This window comes from Gammaproteobacteria bacterium (assembly GCA_029881255.1).
Lineage (GTDB): Bacteria > Pseudomonadota > Gammaproteobacteria > S012-40 > S012-40 > JAOUMY01.
This window is the reverse complement of the sequence record JAOUMY010000004.1, coordinates 82682-101231: the sequence shown is the minus strand read 5'-3', so window position 1 is coordinate 101231 and position 18550 is coordinate 82682. Positions and strand designations below refer to the sequence as shown.

Genomic DNA, 18550 nt, shown 5'->3' with positions numbered 1-18550 from the left:
TGAGTAGCAAAGTAAAGGACGTTGCAACTGCAAACGCTGCCAACCCTCTAACGGACTCTATCGGTAAATTTTTTTCGCTTTTCAATTACTTTCATGCCATTATTGAAACGTAGCCGTATTAGAATTCTGGCGTTCTTCCAGCCAGCTTTGAAACATTAATATGCTCCATATGTCCAGATAGTGATTCGCCTTACCTGAAAGATGTGTCTTCCACACTTTCTGAACCGGTACAGGGTCTATAAAACCCTGTTGTTGCAATTTGACAGGATCGAGTAATGACTCAGCCCAATCTCTCAACTCGGAACGCAACCATTGTTCTACAGGTACGCCAAAACCCATTTTGGGCCTTTCGAAGAGGTTTAGCGGCACATACTTTTGCAAAACTTTTCTCAACAACCATTTACCCTGACCGCGAGACACTTTCAAATCCATACGAATGTTATTTGCATATTCAATTATACGGTGATCGAGCAATGGCACTCTAGCCTCCAAACTGAAAGCCATGCTTGCGCGGTCAACCTTCGTCAACACATCCCCCGGCAAATAAGTCAGCAAATCCATTCTCATCATAGCCTCGCCTATCGTACCGCTATCTGCGAATATCGAATGCTGGTCGGCCATTACTTCGGGATTTCCCATTCCTGAGACTAGCTGCACGGGATTGTGCCACTGAGAAACGAGAGATTGATACATCTCCCATGGAGTACTGGTTGACAACACTCGAGAAAGTTTGTGTAACTTATCTCCGGGCGAATTAAATCTGGCTCTCATCGGAAGCACGCCGTCAAAAATATCTCCCAGACTATTATAGGTCTGGGGGGATATACTGCTTAAACCTCGCGCGATAACCTGCCTAAATGTGCTAGGTATTCTATTTTTTAGTCGCCACAAATCGTCTCCAACGATATGCCGGTTATATCCACCGAATAGTTCATCCCCCCCATCACCCGATAGACACACAGAAACACTGTCACTCGCCAGTTTTGACACCAAATACATCCCAATCTGAGACGTATCCGCGAAAGGTTCGTCGTATATGCCAGTTAGAGATGGAATCACATCAATCGCATCCTGCACACTCACATAAGCCTCAGTGTGATCCGTACCAAGTACATTCGCGATTATCGCGGCCTGTTCAGCTTCGTTAAACCGACTATCTTCAAACCCGATGGAAAACGTTTTCACAGAGTGGTGGCTATGTTTCTGCATCTGTGCAACCACTACAGAGGAATCTATACCTCCTGACAGAAAAGCACCTACAGGTACATCAGAAAGCATCTGCTTGGCGACGGCGTCGCCTAGTAGCTCATCTAGCTGGGTTACAGCTATCTCAGCACTCACGTTTTCGCATGTTTGTTCATCCCGTTTTGGCAAATTCCAGTAGCATTCCGGCACACTCATTGTCGACTGCGTATCGCTTTGACGCAGAGTGAGCACCCTACCCGGTAATAACTTGTGAATGTTTTCATAAATCGAGTATGGATCGGGAACATAGTTGAATCTGAAAAACAGCCCTAGAGCGCCATGATCGATTTCAGCTCCAAATGACGGTATCGACTCAATCGCACTTAAAACAGAAGCGAAAAGAAAAACATCATTTACCCACCCATAATAGAGAGGCTTAATCCCAACTCTGTCTCGTGCTAACGATAGTGTTTTGTTGTGGCTATCCCAGAGGGCGAAGGCGAACATTCCATTGACAAGTTCCAGCGTGCGCCTTAATCCGTAGACCTCAACAAGAGCAAGTATAACCTCCGTATCCGAGCGCCCTCGAAATTGCATACCGGATTTCAACAAATCGTCACGGAGTTCCGGTGCGTTGTAAATCTCTCCATTATAGGTGATCGTGTATCGCTGCGAGGTGGAATGCATAGGTTGATGGCCCTGTGCGCTTACATCCTGAATAGAAAGTCGAGTATGAGAAAAACCTACTCCGGATGCTTTTTCGAACCAGACTCCACGATCGTCAGGCCCACGGTAATTCATGCGGGACGCCATCGTTTCCAGCACACTTTCTGGATGTTTGTATGATAGTCGTCTATCTAAAAATCCAGCTATACCACACATTTCAAACTCAGCTGTTTCGATACTCGACACATTGATCTGTTTTGGATCATTTTAATTATAAATAGTCGGCGAGGAAATACAGACAATTTTCTATCCGAGATATGCTTCTCGAATGTCTCGAAAAACTGACTTTGTTCTATAGCGAACTTAGGCATACTCACTATTTTACTCATGCTTTCACGTCTCTAGATTCTCTTACCCAAAGTTCAACCAGAAGTACGTTTTCCCTGTACACTTTCCAGTTGCTCAACAGTATCAATTGATATCCACTCCTTCGGATATACGTCTGAGACATAAAGCTGTTTTTTGCTAATCAGTGCTCGCCAAACATCATTAAAATCACCCTCATTCTTTACGAACTCACCAACCTTTCTTGGATGTACAATTTGTACGCCGGAACAATAGATTGGAGTTGGAGTTGACCTATCGAGACCCGTGACTATATTGTTTGCGTGGGAAATGTAGTCTCCCTCCAAACCAGAAATGGGCTTGACGGGTACCAGCATACAAGCTGGCTCACCGAGCGCATAGTAGCTTCGCTCCAGCAATGAGAAATCGAGTTCAATGATATTGTCTGATGTCAAAACAAATATCGGTTCATCAATATTCGAAAGCAATGTGTTGAAAATCCACCAGGAGTTTGATTTTCCCTCTGTATTGATCACGGAAGAAACGCCAAGTTCGATGACATGCTTGGCAAGCATAGACTTTTTGTATCCAACAGTGATATGTACATGCGGAATATACTTCAAAATATTTTCTATACCTTTTGCGATCAGCGTCGTACCATCGATCGGAGCCATGGGTTTTGGGACAACTTCAGTTAGTGGGAACATACGTTTCCCTCTACCCGCAGCCAATATGACCGCATGTTGGATTTTCATTTACACAATCTCTTCTGGAACGGCGTTCAAAATGTGTAGGATATCGTCCCTGTTCATACGTGGTGCATTATCTGATGTCACAACATCTTCGAGGGCAGTATCGGATTTATCATTAAATGAAATGACATAATGCATAATATTATTTAACTTAATTTTTCGGGTATATGCCAATTCAAGCTCACCTACTAGATATTCATTATTTCTTTCACCCGGTCTGCCTTGAATTTTTTCCCATCTGCCACCGTATTCCTCCATCCAGACATTGAGAATATCTTCAACTTTGGCAGCTTTCATCTCTCTTGATAATACCATCCCTCCAAATCTATCAATGTTTTCCATAGCAGTTTTCACTAGATTCACGGCGTCATTTACGGTGAAAAAAAATCGAGTCATTTCCGGGCCAGTGGAACCAATAAGCTTTTCCTTTTCCCACATGCTTTTCCAAATCGGTAACACAGATCCTGTTGACCAGGCGACGTTTCCATAACGTACGCACATCATCTTAGTTGCAGTTTTACCATGCATAGAACAGAAAGCCCTTTCCATCAGCGCCTTACTCATTCCATATGTATTCCTTACTGGAGGTGCTGCCTTGTCCGTCGAAACAGCAATGACTGACTTTACACCTTTATCAACCGCTACCCGAATCACATTTTGCGATCCGGTTACGTTAACATCGATACACTCCATGGGAAACTTTTCGGAGAGATCCACAAATTTTGTCGCTGCAGCGTGTATGATAATATCAGGCCTGGACTCTATAACAGCATCACGCACAGATTCCATATTGCATATATCGAGTGGCATGACTTCACAACCCGTTATACGAGCCGCAACAGAGTTTTGTTTATTGTTTCTCGCGCCTAAAAACACCTCATAATCATTCTTGAGCGCATGCGCAAGATGCCTTCCCAGAAAGCCTGTGCCTCCCGTTATCAAAACCCGCTGTTTCATAAAGCACTCCTCTTGCGCCGTGCGACTATATTTTCACAAAATTCTAAAGTATTAATCATTTTAGTCGTCAAGATATTTCATATTACCGCCCGTATTTTTCACAAGGAAGACATGAAAACAACAAGAACCAATAAGGTGTTGTTGCTTACCACTGCCAATATCGGCATGGGTATAATTCATGTACTAACTGTTCCTTTCCTTGTCCGCTATATGAGCGTCGTCGATTACGGTATCTATGGACAAGGACTACTAATTACCACCTCAGTTGCCAGCTTTTTCTATCTTGGGCTTTCCTCGGTGATATATATCTTCTATTCCCGCAACGAGACTTTGGGTGCTTCGATTTTCAAAACCAGTATCAGCATATGCTTTATATCAGGAATGCTGGCGACGCTTACCGTGTTCCTAGTATCTGATCTCGTCTCAGTGCATTTTGACAACCCTCAACTCTCCTATTTATTGAAGATATACTGCGCCTGTCTACTGTTTGATATTCCGTTCTCAGTAGTCTACGCCACTCTAATCAATTATGGATTAATCAAAAGAGCGGTTATATCCAACTTCCTACCAGCAGTGCTTCGAATCGTACTGCTTTTTGTAGCCATACATGTTTTCTATTCACTCACTACAATATTCGTATTGCTACTTGCCTGGTCAGTCGTACATTTTGTATTCGCGTTTCTACTACTGCCAAAGGAAGTATTGCAGCCTTCACGATTTGATCCTGACTTAGCCAGAAGAATGCTCAAAATCGGTATTCCTTATGCAATCTCCGGCTTATTCAGCTATCTTTTTCTCACTTCAGATGAGGTAATGGTAAGTCTGATGTCTTCGGTCAGGAATTATGCCTACTATCATGCCGGTGCAATATTCATCCCCTTTGTTGCCAATGTGTATGCATCTATAGCAACAGTACTTTTACCGGAGTTATCGAGCCTCTATGCAGAAAGCAAACTTCGGACCATTGTAGACTTGAAGCGCCGTGCCATCCTAACCACAGCGGCGCTGGTCTATCCCGGCGTAATATTTATTCTAATCTTCTCAACGCCGATCATTACTGCATATTTAACATCAAAGTACGAGCAGTCTGTTCCGGTATTTTTCGTATACAATTTGCTGATACTTCTCAAAATAAACGAATTTTCCGACATTTTACTGGTCGCTTCCCGTACTAAGCGAATTAGCCTGGTCGTGTTTTCCTGCCTCCTGCTAAACATCATCCTTAACTACTTTCTCATCAAGGAGATCGGCATCGTAGGTTCAGCAATTGCAACCGTAATTTCCGGAACCGTGCAAATTGCCGTTTTGCTTTATCTATCGTGCAAAACGTTGGAATGTCGTATTTTGGAATACTTTGATGTGAAGAGAATTACGCTAATCGCACTAGCGTCTGCGATAGCACCGGCTTCGCTCTATTCGATACTGCCGATTTCGGGTAACATCTTTGTGTTGTTCTTACAGGGAGTAGTTTGTTTGTGTATTTCTTATTACATACTAATCAAGACGCGGCTGCTCGACATAGAGGTAATACGCCCGATTACGAGGCAGATACCTTATCTCAACGGACTAACTAATAGACTTTTTCCTTCTGCCAAATAATGTGACTTAATGAAAATGCCTTAGCGACTATAACCAGAAACCGCTTGGTAAAAATCATTCTCCAGTCCTTTAACGCCGCCTTCAGCAAACTAGCTAAAGCAACGTTAACTTCATGATTGTCGTTTGCAAGACTCGCCGCATACAAATATGTACACGCGTACATCCGATCAAGATAACTGCCATAGGTTTCGTGAAGATTCCGATCAGCTACGATTTTCGCAATCACAGTATTTTTCTTTGCTAGAACTGAGTTTGCAAGTCCAATGTCTCTAACCGTTCTATCGGCATGATCAATAATAAAGGAATTTACCTCTTCTATCCGGCCCAGTGGATATACAGCCAAAATTCGCAACCAGAAATCCCAGTCTTCGACGCCAGTTATATCATTCTCAACATCAAACCGATAAAAACTATATATTTTCTTTGAAATGAACACACCTATACAAGAAAGAAAATTACCTTCTGCTATACTTGGTATGGCCTTTTCGACCGGAGGAAAAGAATATTTATAGATAATTTCGTCCCGTCCATTCATCATCACGTATAGGTTATGAAAAATATCATAAGAATTGTTTACAATGTAGTTTGCAGCACTCTGTAGAAAATTATCACTCACTAAATCATCTGAATCCAACAACGTCAGGTAGTCACCCGTTGCGACACTCATTCCAACATTGCGCGAATAGCCGCGTTCATAGTTTCTATCATTTCGAATGTATCTAAATCGTTTATCTTCCAGAAAAGGCAACAAGACCTCATGAGTATTGTCCGTAGAACAATTGTCAACGATAATTGCTTCAAAATTCGAGTAGCTCTGATTTTTTACGCTACGTAATGTTTTTGCGATTAGTTGTGCACGATTATATGTGGGGATGACGATACTAAACTTGATATCCTGATGTTGTTCCAAAGTACCTTCCTTTCGATCCGGATACCTATGAGTAGATAGCTATCCCAGTTAAACAGCAATCCACAGGCCAGTTTATCCACTGGGATATAAGAAAGCGAAGAATTGTGCGGCTACCTATTTTGGGACCACCGGGTTATACCCGAATGAGAAAACAGGACTTGTGTACGGCAATATTGTGGATACTACTTCCTGTCTTGTTATATAGACAGTCTAGCCTCAAGCGCAATTTTGTACGCTGTGAAATGTCTTGTCGGATCAAACTTCCAGGAAAGTAAGTCAGTTATCCCGAGGCGATAATAGAAACTCGTACGAATTCCAAATCCAATCCAAGTCCTGTCATAGCCCGTTCTAACCGAGAACTCGCCACCTATCTCTCTAACAAAAAACTCGCCACCTAACTTTCTTGGCTTATCAAGAGCTTCTAGCATATAAAGTGTCGAACCCGCATCCAGGCCCCAGTGATTTGTCAATTTATGAATCCAATTGCCTGTGATATCGGACTTTACTAAGTAGCCGACTCCAAATAGTTCACTGCTTTGTGATTCACGTTTTAGTTTGAGCACAACCGTACTGAAACTTTTTCGTCTCCATTGTGCGGCTACGTCAATTTTGAACTTGCCGGAATTGTCATCTCGACCATTAGCATCATTATACGCATGAGCAAATTCATATCCTATCAACGCATGACTTTGCGATTTACCCGTTGCTAACCACCTAGCACCTATATACCCGGATTGAGAAAAGAGGTTTAAATTAGTCACTGGTGCTTGATCAAGCATTTTGACATCATTGATCCTGTAGCCGAACACAGCCGAGGTTTTCCCCGAATACCGATAGCGCAACTCAGGTTCGACGAAAACTTGATTACGATTTCTGCTTGTAGTTATTGCACCGAAGTAGCGTTTTTCAGCATAGCCACCACCTAAATGCAAGTCATAACTATCTTTATATATAGGAAATGATAATTTACCTGACCCAATTTGCGTGAACTCGTATTCAAGTGGTGCGGTTGGCGGCAAAAAAGCTTCCAGGGTACCACGCGGAATATGAGCGTCTGAATACAAATATTCGATCGTCATGCCATGATAACGATTCGCTTTCCAAGCCAGCGCTCCAGTAGCCGCTAAATCCTCATAATCATCCCCTGAGCCCAATTGGTCATAAGCGAAGACACCATGACCGGCAGCCGTAAGCGAAAATTTACCGATATCAAGTTGCAATCCGACAGTGGGCTTGGCCAACAAGATCAGCGCTTCTTCTTTGTTCGTATTGACTCGTTTAATATTGTTGTCATAGGCATATTCTGAAGCTACTCCCAGTCCAATACCGCTTTTGGCGAAGGTAGAAGTCGTTCCACAAATGAGACAGATAATCATCAGATTGTGAAGTAGTATCCTGTGCAAATCTTTCATAGCTGCGATTTGTTAGCGCTTTCCTCTGATATGCCATTTCATAACCTGAACATCTAAACTGACCACACCACGACCCATAGCCGGCCATAAATCGAGAAGATAGATGCCAATATCACGCCATTTTGCGTCAGTGTTCAATGCTGAACACCGAATAAGGGGTAAGGTGATCTTTTGTTGAGTAAGAGCGAGATAAGAACTAAAGAAAAAGTGCACTTTATCTGAAAGAAACGAGCATAGCGCAGCTACTTTTTACATGGAAATAAGATGGGTTGTGGTATTTGTGAAAACTTGGGCAGCCATCCAGAACAAGAATGGCTGCTCAAATTCTAGGTAATGTGTCGTTTGGTAGCGATGTAAGGCGTTGGCCAGCCCTAACAGGCGCTTTTTCCCTGGCTAATCCAATCACCAAGCAGTTTGACAAACTCTTCGGCCTTTCTTGAGCTATGGTACGAAGTAATCCTGGATTCCCCGTTACTAACAGCCTCAACATCGACCAACATGAAGACGTTTCTTTCTGCCATGCTCCAGATTTCGGCTATAACAATTTCCCCCGACTTCACGCGATTATTTCTGTTTCCAACAACGGTAAATTGCGTTTCGATGGGGCGATTAAGAAAACACTGGCGGGAACTATCCAGCAAATTTTGAAATACCTGCTGATAAGGCTGTTCTATGGTAAAGGTGCGCACACCTGCCGCCTCCTGCCGCAACGAGCTTTCGGTCACCGGAGCACAGCCAACTAAGCTAAAAATCACCATGAAAGCAAATACAATATACTTCATTGTAATACCTCTTATACTCTGGCTTAACTTTAACGAGTTTCGCGACTCATCTCTTCCATGGCTTTATCTGAGCGCTTTTGTGCGGTCTCAGGATCAGAATATCGTGTATTTGAAGGCTTGCTTGGACAAGCACTAAGCAAAAACATGGCCAATATTGAAACGATAACAGCCAGACGCCGCATGATGATCTCCTTTTTTAATCTGGAAGCATTTTACACGCGGACATCCTGAATGAAAACTATAATCCAGGCGGTCTGGCGACTTCGGGAAACGGCAAATACGCCGGGTCGAAAAATTGAGTAGCCACTTCGTCCGCAAAAAATCCGCCCTTTTCAGTCAGCCAAATTTGGGATGCACTCTCTTCTATCATTCCCAAAGATTTCAGCCAATCCATTTCAACGCCAAACCTTTGACTCACATCACAGCCCGTTAAACGCCGGAATTCTGACTTTTCGACAACACGGTTTTTGAGCGGCAGTAAAAAAGCACGACGCTGCTCATCGTCCGCTGTACGTATCTTGCCCCGATTAACTGAAACCTTTCCAGCATCAATCAAATCGTAATAGCTACTCAAATTCTGGTCGCCAATATTTTGCGTAAATACGCCACGCAAGTTCGACCATGATGAGACACCTACCCCTACCACATCATAAAGATTCGCGGTCCAGTCACGGAGGTAATGTGATATCCCATCGGCAGTTTTGCCGAATACACGCCGGAGGTGCTCTCCATAGCCATTCTTTACCGACATCAGCATACCTAGGGCCTTCATCTGTAGAATTTCCTCGGCTGAACTGAAACGTTCCGGACGCTTTTCAAATTCGCGAATAATGTTCCCGGGCCTGTCGCCATGTTGGCGAATACGCAGACGATATAGTTGCCACCCCTCGATATCCAAATTGATCGCAATATTCAAGTTGTTAATCCAGTTGTCCACGGTTTGCCCAGGATAACCATAAATCAGATCAATAGAAATGTTATCTATTCCAGCGAGACGAATGTTTTTTATCGCGGCTATTGTTTGCTCATTGTCGTGAGCTCTCGCCATATACCGCAACACATCATCATCGAATGACTGGACGCCCAAACTAATACGATCCACTCCATAGTCTTTCAACACCTTTAGCCTCGCCATACCCTCGTCACCTAATAGGGTCGTTGGCTCTGCTTCTACTGAAAACTGTGTGCAGCCACTTAAATCAAAATAGCTAACGTATGCCTTCAGTAGTTTCTCGAGTTGATTCGCATCGGGATATGTCGGTGTCCCTCCACCCCACAATACGGATTTGAGCGGAATGCTGGACACCCCCATTTTCTGTGCGTAAAGCGCCATTTCACGGATTAGATAATCAATATAGACATCTACTTCTTCCGCCTTGCTTTTGGTTTTGGTTATCCAATGGCAAAAAGTACATCGAGTTGGACAAAATGGAATGTGTAGATAACCAGCTGTAGGATTTACATTGCGGGATACAATATTTTCAAACAGTGGCGACTCGTCCATGGACGAAAACATCGTTAGTGGCGGATATCCTATCACCGGAAAGAACTTATTACCGCTTGCAGGCAAGATTCCCGTTTGCCTAACTTCATGCAAGCCAACCACGTCATATAAATAGGATTCCGCTTGCTGTCGCCAATAAGCGGTGTCTTTATTGGTCTTCATTTCATCCCCACAATAATTTTCTGTTATACACTGGTCCTTGATCTCATCAATGCCAGATTTGTTTATTTATAATCACATCTCTAAAATTTTCAATCGGTATAACCGATTTTATTGCATACGTTGATACGCTTGTTTTTCTGGACACAGGAGTACGCCACTCACTCCCATCTTGCGCAAATATCACTTTTACAATTGGCGTAGTGGACGTGTCGCCATGCGCTGTAACCACGCCTACTTCGTCGTTCTCTAACAAAACCACCGAACCAAATGGATACCAACCTGTTATCGTTAAAAGCGCATCCATAGTAAGTCTGGCCTTAGGGTTTACTAGTGTCTTATCCAGAGACCCAAGTATGTCATGTGCATTCATAACTTGATTCTCATATAGACCGACGAGTTGGGAACAAAATATGTCAGCGAGAGATAGTATATGACATCCCCAGGGTAATTTCTCTTGTGTATCTCTTTCCTGAACATCGTCTCCGTGATGGCCACAAACATAGTCCAACCACTTATCATCAGTTACTCCTAAACCAGACAAAACGCCCCTACTCATTAAAGGGTGTCTATTGTATCGATCATCGATCACCAGTTGTTCAGAGTCCTCATGTTCGGATACAAGTGAAATATCCATTGTTAGCGCGGCAGAGACCAGACTATCGCGTTCCGATTTTTTCCATTCCAGTTGCTCACCCAACAAACAACATAGCGCTGCGCAGCACAAATCGTGGCTTATAACATCTCGTTGCTGATTCATCACAATATAGGCAATAACCGCCGTTGACGATATGCTGACTACCTGTAAAAGCTGGGATCTAACACGCTCAATACGCTGCACAAACGCTCCAGATTCGACACGAAAAGCGGAATAAAGTTGCGACTCTAATTGTTCCATGCGTTCAAAAATATGCGGTACAGAGCTATTTTTATTATTGCTATGAACTTCAGCAAACCCCGATCCCATTGCCGCAACATAGTCATCCTTATTGGTGTAAATATCACCATGCTGCAATACTTTAATCACTTGTTTGCTATCTAGAATGACGCCTTTGTTTGCTAATAATTCGCCACAACTATTGAACAACGGTACCAATAGAGGAATATCGGAGTGTATCAATTGTCGCACGACTTTAACGTGATTTGTTGACTTTTTTAAATCCATGTTTATTTCGAAACCACTATTTTGGTTTTTTCTGCTTGCTTTGCTTGCAATAGTGCCTTATCAACTTTTTTAATAAAATCGATTAGCTTCTTACTTCCATCCAGGAGTGTAACGCCCTGACTGATGCTCACTTTAATTTTTCCTTGGCCAATATCGAACTCTTCCTTACAAACTTTTCGATAGATATTTTTCATTTTTTCAACGGCCTGATCGAGACCAACTCCTTTTAGCAACAAGAGAAATTCATCGCCTCCGTAACGTCCAAGTACATCGTGTTTTTCCAATTCGCTTCTAATTCTATCGACAACACCCTTGATCAAATGATCTCCAACGAGATGTCCCTGTTCGTCATTAATGCTGCGGAGATTATCTATATCAATCATAACTAAAGCATAGGATTCAGCGTCACTACTACCGGAAATAATTTGCTTGATTCTTTGTAAAATAGCACTTCGATTTTCCACACCTGTCAGCGGATCTATACTGGCATAGTGCTTCATCTTTTCTTCCTGGCTAAAAAGCTGCCGTATCTCGTCCTTAAACCCTTTAAAACTTTCCAAGTTGTAACTGTCTATTGCCAAAGAAATATCAAGCGCAACAACTTTGCGAATAATGTCTTGTAAGCCTGCAAACAACTTCTCATTGAGCTCCGCAGGAATTTCATTTAACAATAGCGATTGGAGTTTGTGATAGGCACACTCATATAGCATCAAAGACATTCCAATACGATGGTGTGCGATACCGACTCTAAGCCGGTCATTAAAATAATCGATGGATTCGTAGTTCTTGCCGAGAGTATCCAGGTAATCATGAAACGTATGAGTGAGCTTTGCGATAGTTGAGGCGTCACTTGCAAACTCCCTGAACTGAGGGTGGGCCAGAACATACTCATAAAAGCGATCCACCAGTGTGGCAAGATTGGGCTGAATAACGAACATGTGCATTTTTTCCACCAACGCACGATCGGCTCCTGAAAATTCGAGCAAATGCAGCCTTTCGTAGATGGCCTTAGTATCAAGCCCAAGTGCCTTACACAACATGTGGTCGCGCACAAATTACCTCAGTATATTTATCAATTAGTTGTCCCCTCATCACCCTCAAAAACAATGTGAGTCAAAATTCACGGTTGAAATGCCTGAGCAGCACTTCTCATCATTTCAATGTTCGCAGTAGAATTACCCCAAAAAACCATTTCTCCACCCTACTTAAACAATTTAGGGAAAAGCAATCTCATATTAGGAAAGTATCGGCAAAGTTAGAGAGAATACTTAAGTTTACATAGACTGTATGTGTGTCCCCTGTTACATTAAGCTGTACTGTGTCTAGGGGAAAGGTTTTTCTCTTCACGGGGAGCAACAAGACTAAATAATGCGCAGAGGGTACTCACCATGAATCTCATACAGATTGCAATGATCCGATTTTCACAGGCTCTCGTCGGCTTGTTTTTTATACTCGTAGTGTCCTCCTTTTTCGGTATATTACTTTTGTTACCACTGGCAGTTTTATACCACTCGACAAGCATAATTAGCACTACTGGTATAAACGGAATCGTCGCTCTGCTTATGGCCTTACCGATTTGCGGCGGCCTGTTTTATTATGGCTATAAAATTGAGGGTTTATACTCCACCATACTGGAGACAGGGCTCAAGCTGATTAAACTCTCAAAAACCCAGATCAACGCCTTTGAAAAGCTACTACCCCACGGCCAGGATAAATCACCCGACAATGACACAGGTGTAGCAACCCCGCCCTGAGTCTGTTTTCATCTTGACAACTGTTCTGACACAGGGGGTACACAACAATGGGAAGACTCAATAAATCATATACAGTCGTAATTTACCCGTTTAAAACTGTTCGTTTAGAGAAAAATATGAAGTCGGTCACATTTTCTACTTTTGCACAGTTCACCCACCTCTAATTCAGCTTCCCATCGTCCGACATCTAAAGGAGTTTGGAAACTATGGGTAGCAATTCATGAAAATTGATGGGAAAAATATCAATAGAGTGAATCAGTCTGGAAATATGTCCAGCCCTAAGTCTGTTTCGGAACCTTCAACAGGGAAAAGTGAATCCGGCAACAACGTCCAATTATCCAACGCCAGCCAGTTTGCTTTACACCAAAGCGGCATGAACCAGCAGCTCAGGCGTGCAAACGACACAATTACCAACCTCCAGTCCAGAAAAGAACTTCTACGTACGGTCAGTGATACGCTGAAGCAGCTTGGTGGACAAGCAACGGACGAACAGGTATCAGAAATGCGTGCCACACTTAGTGGTTTGCTAACGCAACATCCAGAGTTTGCCAGTAACGGCACCTATCAAAATTTGCGCCGACTATTAGCCGAGGAAGCTGGTAGCACAGCTTTCTCAGAAAGCCTTAGCCTATCCACTCAGAATATACACAATGAGTCGGTTAAATTGGGGAAAGAAATCGATAACCAATTGATTGGGATTATCGGCGAGCAAAAGGAAAATCGTATCGATGATGTAGTTAGCAGGTTACAGGCAAATCTGGGGGATAACCCCTCGGCCTTGCTCAACGCCCACGGGCAGATAAGCGGTTCAAACGCTTATGGACTACTTGGGGAAGCCCAAACGGCCAACTAGCCGTATACCAGCATAGTCTCCTTTCGACGTTCTGACTGGCTATTCAATTCATCCACTTTCAGTTGATTTCCTCGCGTTAGGTAATATTGAGAAAGATAGTGACGCGCTCGTCTCTTAAAGTAGGGATTACGACTTTGTGTGATCAAAAACTCACACGTTTTTGCCAGTGGCTGTAATTCCGCCGCATTTTCACTCCGTAGAATAGAAACCAGAGCAAATCGTGCGACAGTCACGTTTGCAGCCGTTGGCAGTGATGGAAAAACCGGATATCGTTCACGAAGCTCGTCGAGTTTTCCCAGCCACTCAGATAGTTCGCCTTGGTCAATCCAACCTTCTCGACAAGCATCAACCATCAGAGACCAACAGTTATATGCTCCCTCTACATCACCACATTTGTAGCACTGAGAAAAATGTTCTCTGAGGCAGGCTCGGAAATTGAGTTGGTCAGTACCAAGCTCCTCCAGACATTGATTGATACGCTGGTACCAATGAGGGGGTTCTTTGGAAGAGTGACTAAGAAGATAGCTGGTGAGGAAGTTACGAGCACTGTCATCCTGATCCGGCTCCTGAAGGGAAGTGGAAATCAATTGTTGATCGACCATTACTAATACCCCGCCTGAGACTCTATGCAACTAGGCGGAACGATAGCAAAGTGGCGTCACAGCCTACTTACACGCCCCAAACGAGACATATATTCTTATTTTTCAACACATTACAAACACTCACCTTAGTGATATTGCAAACGGCATTATGCATCCAATAGTGTCTGAAGCTTAGGCGAAGGATCGCAGCCAATTTCAGAACGTACGAGTTGCGAATAACGTTGCAATAATGCCGCAGCTTCTGACCGACGCCCTTGGGCGACGTAACATTCAATCAAAGCCTGGTAGAGCGGTTCAGCGAGCGGATCAACCTTGGTCGATTCCCAAAACATATCCACCACCTCAACAGATAAGCCCTTGGATTCAAGTAACTTTCCATAATCCACGCATAACCGTATAAATTTATTGTGCAGGCGTTCCTGCAGCGCAACAGCGCTAAAATCTTCCAGCTCTTCGCGAAAGAATCTACCCCTGTAGAGCTCCCAAGCGCGTTGCATCCTACTCATCTGAAAATAATCATGCCTTGTATCCATAGTCAAAGCATCAAAAGCCCAGGCATCAACCCAACACAACCTTTCATTGAGAGACACTTGTCCGGACTCCCATATGACAGTTTCTTCCCCGCCAAGTAATTTTCTCAGGCGATAGAGATTGGTGTGAAACAGCTGTTGAGCCTTATCATCTTCCTCTGCACAAAAATTTTCTAACAAATGGTCGACGCGTACATTTCGCCCACCCAGTGAGATCAGATTTCGTAATAAATCCATAGGGCGCCCTTGGATTTTAGCCGGTGCACCGCCACCACCACCGACGATTTCAAAACGCCCAAGCGTATATATGCGAGTCTTCCATGGCCATTCTTCGATATGTACCGGAGCCTTGACAGGTTCAAGCTTCAGACTATTCACTACACGAGTTACAAACTCAGGCTCTATTCCCTGCTCCAAAGCAAACACAAACAAATCGGCCAGCTGTTCGCGACGCAACCATACCACATTCAAATAACCCTGATGATTTCCCACGCTCAAAGCACGTCGCAATAACACTTTGCAACGCCGATATTTTCGTTTTTCGAAAGCAAACTGAGCAGAAATCAAATACGCGATATACAGATTATTCCGACTCTTCATAGCACGGGCCATGTGTTTGGCTCGCGCTAAATAACGCCACGCATTAGACGCTTCTCCCAAAGACATGGAAATCTGCGCCATCCCTAGAAAACTACGCACCTGGGTTGATGGAACCCCACATTGCTCCATGATTTCCAGTGAGGCACTGACATGGGCCAAGGCATCGGACCATTTTTTATCCAGCCAGTACTCCCACGCCATATATTGATGATAAAGAGATAGGTCTACACGCCTGTTACTATTTAGAGCATCTCGCGCGCCGCGTATAAACTCATGCCCTTTCTCCAACTGACCGTCCATAAATGCCGTACATGCGCCAACAATTAAGGCCAGCGAATCGGCAATGTGAATGCCATGATGCCTCGCTAGTTCCAGCGTGCGATCAATATCGCCATATATATCTTGCCGTTTATCTGAAAACCAACACTTGTAAGACGCTTGGTGCGCAATCCACATAGTTTGTAGAAGAGGTTCTATTTCCGAACTGGTATCGATGTTTGCCGGCATGCTTTCGATAACTAGCGTCGCCTTACCTCGGTTTCCGCTATACCAGATAAAATGGAATAGTAGCGTGTTTGCAATATTAAGCTTTATCGAAAGTGGAAGACTTTGTTGCAGCATACCAAGCAAGCGATCTTCCCAATATCCCATTTTTTCGTGCTCTGGACAGCGCAGAAACATCGCGGTAAACACACCCAAAGCGACACCGGCTTCTAAATCACTATTACCTATAGAGACGTCGGGTTTGTACATATCGAAAAACGTTGCCAACCAGTTATCCAACTGATGGACATCGCCCCACTCGTAAAAAAAGGTTTCGACGATTCCAATCCAAGAAACAAGTTGCCCGTGATAATCCTGTCTATTGGTGAACAAATTAAAACTTTTTTCAAGATGATTTCTAGCAAGCTTGATATCCCGATAAAGAATACTCTTGGCAAACCAATATCCTGCCCACGGAGATTGTTCAACAAAACTTTCCGGCGCCTTATTCAGCCATTTATGTAGCGTTTGATGTCGGCCCTGCGAAACGAACATAGGCGCCAGGCGCAGAGTTTCTCTCAAAAGGTAGGACCAGTCCTGCGTGTCAGCCATTAAATCAAACGCTAGCTCGCTCATGCCCTGTTTAACCAAAAGCCGCGACGCCAGTTTGCGAATCTCATCCAAGGTTTCGGAACTATAGTGCTTCACCGATTCGTTCTGTAAAAACTGCCTGAACAAGGCGTGAAAACGGTAAACGGTTTCGCCGGTTCTATGTCTTTCGATAAAGAAATTACTGTTTACCAAGCCGGTCAAAATACTTTCTGCGTCAGAGTATCCGCTTAATTCCATGGCCATGGATGACGTCATCAATGGTAGCCAGGAGGTCCGCAACAGAAATTCACGAACTTCTTCTCCTGCACTGGCAAAATACTCGCTGGCAAAATAGCTGAATGTTGTGTCAGTCAACTCTGCCAACGCATCACCTAATTGGATTGCACTCTTACCGGATTTAAGCTGATCAATTAGCAACACAAGACCTGACGCCCAACCGTCAATTTGATCGATCAATGTCGCAAGCTGGGAGCTTTCCACTTCACCGAGCTGAGTCTTAGCAAATTCAAAAGCCTCTTCACGATTAAAACGTAATTCCGAACTATGAATGGCTTCAATCGAGTAGCGCATTTTCAAATGTGATATTTGCGGCGGTAATTCGTTGCGGCTGGTAAACAACAAATTCATTTTTTCCGGAAGAACAGAAATGGCAATGGCCAGAATTTCGAATATGACAGAATCTGCTGGAATTTCCTGACAATTTTCAAAAACCAGAGTAGTTGGTTGCGGCAGAATACTGTAAAGTTTTTCAAAATATCGCCGCGCAAAGATATTGATCTTGGGAAGATACTCTGGGGCCAGGTGCGGCAAAACTGCTTCAGTTTCACCTAACAGGCCTCGCGCTGCCGTACTGAGGTAGTAAAAAAAAGTTGCTGCGTCGGTATCGCCTTCATCGAAGTTATACCATAGTGCTTTAGTGCGACGACGTTTTAAATAGCTACTCACCAGGCTGCTCTTACCTGAACCAGCAGGCCCACTTAGCCAAACGCATGCCGAACCGTCAACGGATTCAGTCAAGCGCTTGAAGAGTCGCTCTCTTGGCATGATCCGGTTGGCCCTGGGCGGACTGAGTTTAGCCAGGTTTGATGAGTCTCGCATGTCTTTGCCACATTAAAATACTTATACGCTAGAAAGGGATTCTAACCGATAAATATCGGAAAACGTATCAGTAATGCCTTATAAAGGCCGATTTTCTACCTTATTTTTCAGACGGAAACTTAGATGACCTAGATGAAATAATGATTATCAGAAAGGACAAGTCCAGTTTATCGTAGATGACTTAATTGCCCGCGTTTTGATCTACGACCTGTCGCAAAGCCTCAAGCCGGACATTGATCTCTTCAACCAGCGATGCCCCGGGTTCTTGTGCGCAGATTTGTTGCCAGTCTTTGATTGCGTTTAACAATTGGCGGGCAGAGTCTCCCACTTCAGGCAAACCAAACGTACCAGATGAGCCAGCCATGCTATGTACACTTCGATACAGTTCTTTTTGAATATCGCCGTTCTGCGCATCCTGTACGGCCTGACGCAAATTTTCTTCCACTGCATCAAATCGTTCGCGAAGATTCGAACGGAATTTATCTTGTAACACCTTGACGCTAGCGAGAATTTTTTCCTGGGTTGCACTATCCATAACGATATCTTTCTACTCAGCTACTATGAAATGCACGATACGAAACC

The 18550-nt window shown here is 43.7% G+C and carries 16 protein-coding genes; 3 read left to right on the top strand and 13 right to left on the bottom strand.

Going from position 1 to position 18550, the window contains the following annotated elements:
• Positions 1 to 99 precede the first annotated feature (99 nt).
• The 3 genes from asnB to OEZ43_09950 all read right to left on the bottom strand — a co-directional run bounded on the left by asnB (position 100) and on the right by OEZ43_09950 (position 3905).
• A complete protein-coding gene (gene asnB / locus OEZ43_09960) occupies positions 100 to 2067 on the bottom strand; it encodes an asparagine synthase (glutamine-hydrolyzing) (protein ID MDH5545908.1) in 1968 nt (655 codons plus the stop codon).
• A 206-nt stretch (positions 2068 to 2273) separates the two neighbouring features.
• Positions 2274 to 2951 (bottom strand): sugar phosphate nucleotidyltransferase, encoded by a 678-nt coding sequence (locus OEZ43_09955; GenBank protein MDH5545907.1) that lies wholly within the window; start codon positions 2949 to 2951, stop codon positions 2274 to 2276.
• Positions 2952 to 3905: an SDR family NAD(P)-dependent oxidoreductase gene (locus OEZ43_09950; protein MDH5545906.1), complete on the bottom strand. Its 954-nt coding sequence runs from the start codon at positions 3903 to 3905 to the stop codon at positions 2952 to 2954.
• Between the two features lie 111 nt (positions 3906 to 4016).
• Between OEZ43_09950 and OEZ43_09945 the strand changes: the two genes are divergently transcribed.
• Positions 4017 to 5504 carry an oligosaccharide flippase family protein gene (locus OEZ43_09945; GenBank protein MDH5545905.1) on the top strand — a complete coding sequence of 496 codons (1488 nt, stop codon included), beginning with the start codon at positions 4017 to 4019 and terminating at the stop codon, positions 5502 to 5504.
• Here OEZ43_09945 and OEZ43_09940 read toward each other — a convergent pair.
• From OEZ43_09940 to OEZ43_09910, 7 genes are all read right to left on the bottom strand, one after another.
• A complete protein-coding gene (locus OEZ43_09940) occupies positions 5476 to 6414 on the bottom strand; it encodes a glycosyltransferase (GenBank protein ID MDH5545904.1) in 939 nt (312 codons plus the stop codon). The two genes, OEZ43_09945 and OEZ43_09940, sit on opposite strands and share 29 nt — an antisense overlap.
• A 197-nt stretch (positions 6415 to 6611) precedes the next feature.
• Entirely contained in the window at positions 6612 to 7826 is a 1215-nt protein-coding gene (locus OEZ43_09935; GenBank protein ID MDH5545903.1) for a hypothetical protein, read from the bottom strand.
• A gap of 371 nt (positions 7827 to 8197) precedes the next feature.
• Positions 8198 to 8608, bottom strand: a complete 411-nt coding sequence (locus tag OEZ43_09930) for a hypothetical protein (protein MDH5545902.1) — start codon at positions 8606 to 8608, stop codon at positions 8198 to 8200.
• A gap of 29 nt (positions 8609 to 8637) precedes the next feature.
• The gene (locus OEZ43_09925) at positions 8638 to 8790 is read right to left on the bottom strand and encodes a hypothetical protein (GenBank protein ID MDH5545901.1); all 153 of its coding nucleotides are present in this window, start codon (positions 8788 to 8790) and stop codon (positions 8638 to 8640) included.
• Between the two features lie 56 nt (positions 8791 to 8846).
• Positions 8847 to 10274 carry a coproporphyrinogen III oxidase family protein gene (locus OEZ43_09920; protein MDH5545900.1) on the bottom strand — a complete coding sequence of 476 codons (1428 nt, stop codon included), beginning with the start codon at positions 10272 to 10274 and terminating at the stop codon, positions 8847 to 8849.
• Between the two features lie 46 nt (positions 10275 to 10320).
• On the bottom strand, positions 10321 to 11436 hold the full coding sequence (locus OEZ43_09915; protein MDH5545899.1) for a hypothetical protein: 1116 nt from the start codon (positions 11434 to 11436) through the stop codon (positions 10321 to 10323).
• 2 nt (positions 11437 to 11438) lie between these two features.
• Positions 11439 to 12476, bottom strand: a complete 1038-nt coding sequence (locus tag OEZ43_09910; GenBank protein ID MDH5545898.1) for a GGDEF domain-containing protein — start codon at positions 12474 to 12476, stop codon at positions 11439 to 11441.
• Between the two features lie 348 nt (positions 12477 to 12824).
• Between OEZ43_09910 and OEZ43_09905 the strand changes: the two genes are divergently transcribed.
• Together OEZ43_09905 and OEZ43_09900 are read left to right on the top strand one after the other, a co-directional pair.
• A complete protein-coding gene (locus OEZ43_09905; protein MDH5545897.1) occupies positions 12825 to 13190 on the top strand; it encodes a hypothetical protein in 366 nt (121 codons plus the stop codon).
• Positions 13191 to 13410: 220 nt separating this feature from the next.
• On the top strand, positions 13411 to 14043 hold the full coding sequence (locus tag OEZ43_09900; GenBank protein ID MDH5545896.1) for a hypothetical protein: 633 nt from the start codon (positions 13411 to 13413) through the stop codon (positions 14041 to 14043).
• Here the strand turns inward: OEZ43_09900 and OEZ43_09895 are convergent.
• The 3 genes from OEZ43_09895 to OEZ43_09885 all read right to left on the bottom strand — a co-directional run bounded on the left by OEZ43_09895 (position 14040) and on the right by OEZ43_09885 (position 18503).
• Positions 14040 to 14645 carry a hypothetical protein gene (locus tag OEZ43_09895; GenBank protein ID MDH5545895.1) on the bottom strand — a complete coding sequence of 202 codons (606 nt, stop codon included), beginning with the start codon at positions 14643 to 14645 and terminating at the stop codon, positions 14040 to 14042. The two genes, OEZ43_09900 and OEZ43_09895, sit on opposite strands and share 4 nt — an antisense overlap.
• A gap of 146 nt (positions 14646 to 14791) precedes the next feature.
• Positions 14792 to 17968 carry a hypothetical protein gene (locus tag OEZ43_09890; GenBank protein MDH5545894.1) on the bottom strand — a complete coding sequence of 1059 codons (3177 nt, stop codon included), beginning with the start codon at positions 17966 to 17968 and terminating at the stop codon, positions 14792 to 14794.
• A 181-nt stretch (positions 17969 to 18149) separates the two neighbouring features.
• Positions 18150 to 18503 carry an Hpt domain-containing protein gene (locus OEZ43_09885; protein ID MDH5545893.1) on the bottom strand — a complete coding sequence of 118 codons (354 nt, stop codon included), beginning with the start codon at positions 18501 to 18503 and terminating at the stop codon, positions 18150 to 18152.
• Between the last annotated feature and the right edge of the window lie 47 nt (positions 18504 to 18550).

Excerpts from the sequence above, each read along its gene's own strand:
- asnB (MDH5545908.1), bottom strand. The coding sequence starts at position 2,067 with ATGTGTGGTATAGCTGGATTTTTAGATAGACGACTATCATACAAACAT.
- OEZ43_09955 (MDH5545907.1), bottom strand. The coding sequence starts at position 2,951 with ATGAAAATCCAACATGCGGTCATATTGGCTGCGGGTAGAGGGAAACGT.
- OEZ43_09950 (MDH5545906.1), bottom strand. The coding sequence starts at position 3,905 with ATGAAACAGCGGGTTTTGATAACGGGAGGCACAGGCTTTCTGGGAAGG.
- OEZ43_09945 (MDH5545905.1), top strand. The coding sequence starts at position 4,017 with ATGAAAACAACAAGAACCAATAAGGTGTTGTTGCTTACCACTGCCAAT.
- OEZ43_09935 (MDH5545903.1), bottom strand. The coding sequence starts at position 7,826 with ATGAAAGATTTGCACAGGATACTACTTCACAATCTGATGATTATCTGT.
- OEZ43_09930 (MDH5545902.1), bottom strand. The coding sequence starts at position 8,608 with ATGAAGTATATTGTATTTGCTTTCATGGTGATTTTTAGCTTAGTTGGC.
- OEZ43_09925 (MDH5545901.1), bottom strand. The coding sequence starts at position 8,790 with ATGCGGCGTCTGGCTGTTATCGTTTCAATATTGGCCATGTTTTTGCTT.
- OEZ43_09920 (MDH5545900.1), bottom strand. The coding sequence starts at position 10,274 with ATGAAGACCAATAAAGACACCGCTTATTGGCGACAGCAAGCGGAATCC.
- OEZ43_09915 (MDH5545899.1), bottom strand. The coding sequence starts at position 11,436 with ATGGATTTAAAAAAGTCAACAAATCACGTTAAAGTCGTGCGACAATTG.
- OEZ43_09910 (MDH5545898.1), bottom strand. The coding sequence starts at position 12,476 with ATGTTGTGTAAGGCACTTGGGCTTGATACTAAGGCCATCTACGAAAGG.
- OEZ43_09905 (MDH5545897.1), top strand. The coding sequence starts at position 12,825 with ATGAATCTCATACAGATTGCAATGATCCGATTTTCACAGGCTCTCGTC.
- OEZ43_09900 (MDH5545896.1), top strand. The coding sequence starts at position 13,411 with ATGAAAATTGATGGGAAAAATATCAATAGAGTGAATCAGTCTGGAAAT.
- OEZ43_09895 (MDH5545895.1), bottom strand. The coding sequence starts at position 14,645 with ATGGTCGATCAACAATTGATTTCCACTTCCCTTCAGGAGCCGGATCAG.
- OEZ43_09890 (MDH5545894.1), bottom strand. The coding sequence starts at position 17,968 with ATGCGAGACTCATCAAACCTGGCTAAACTCAGTCCGCCCAGGGCCAAC.
- OEZ43_09885 (MDH5545893.1), bottom strand. The coding sequence starts at position 18,503 with ATGGATAGTGCAACCCAGGAAAAAATTCTCGCTAGCGTCAAGGTGTTA.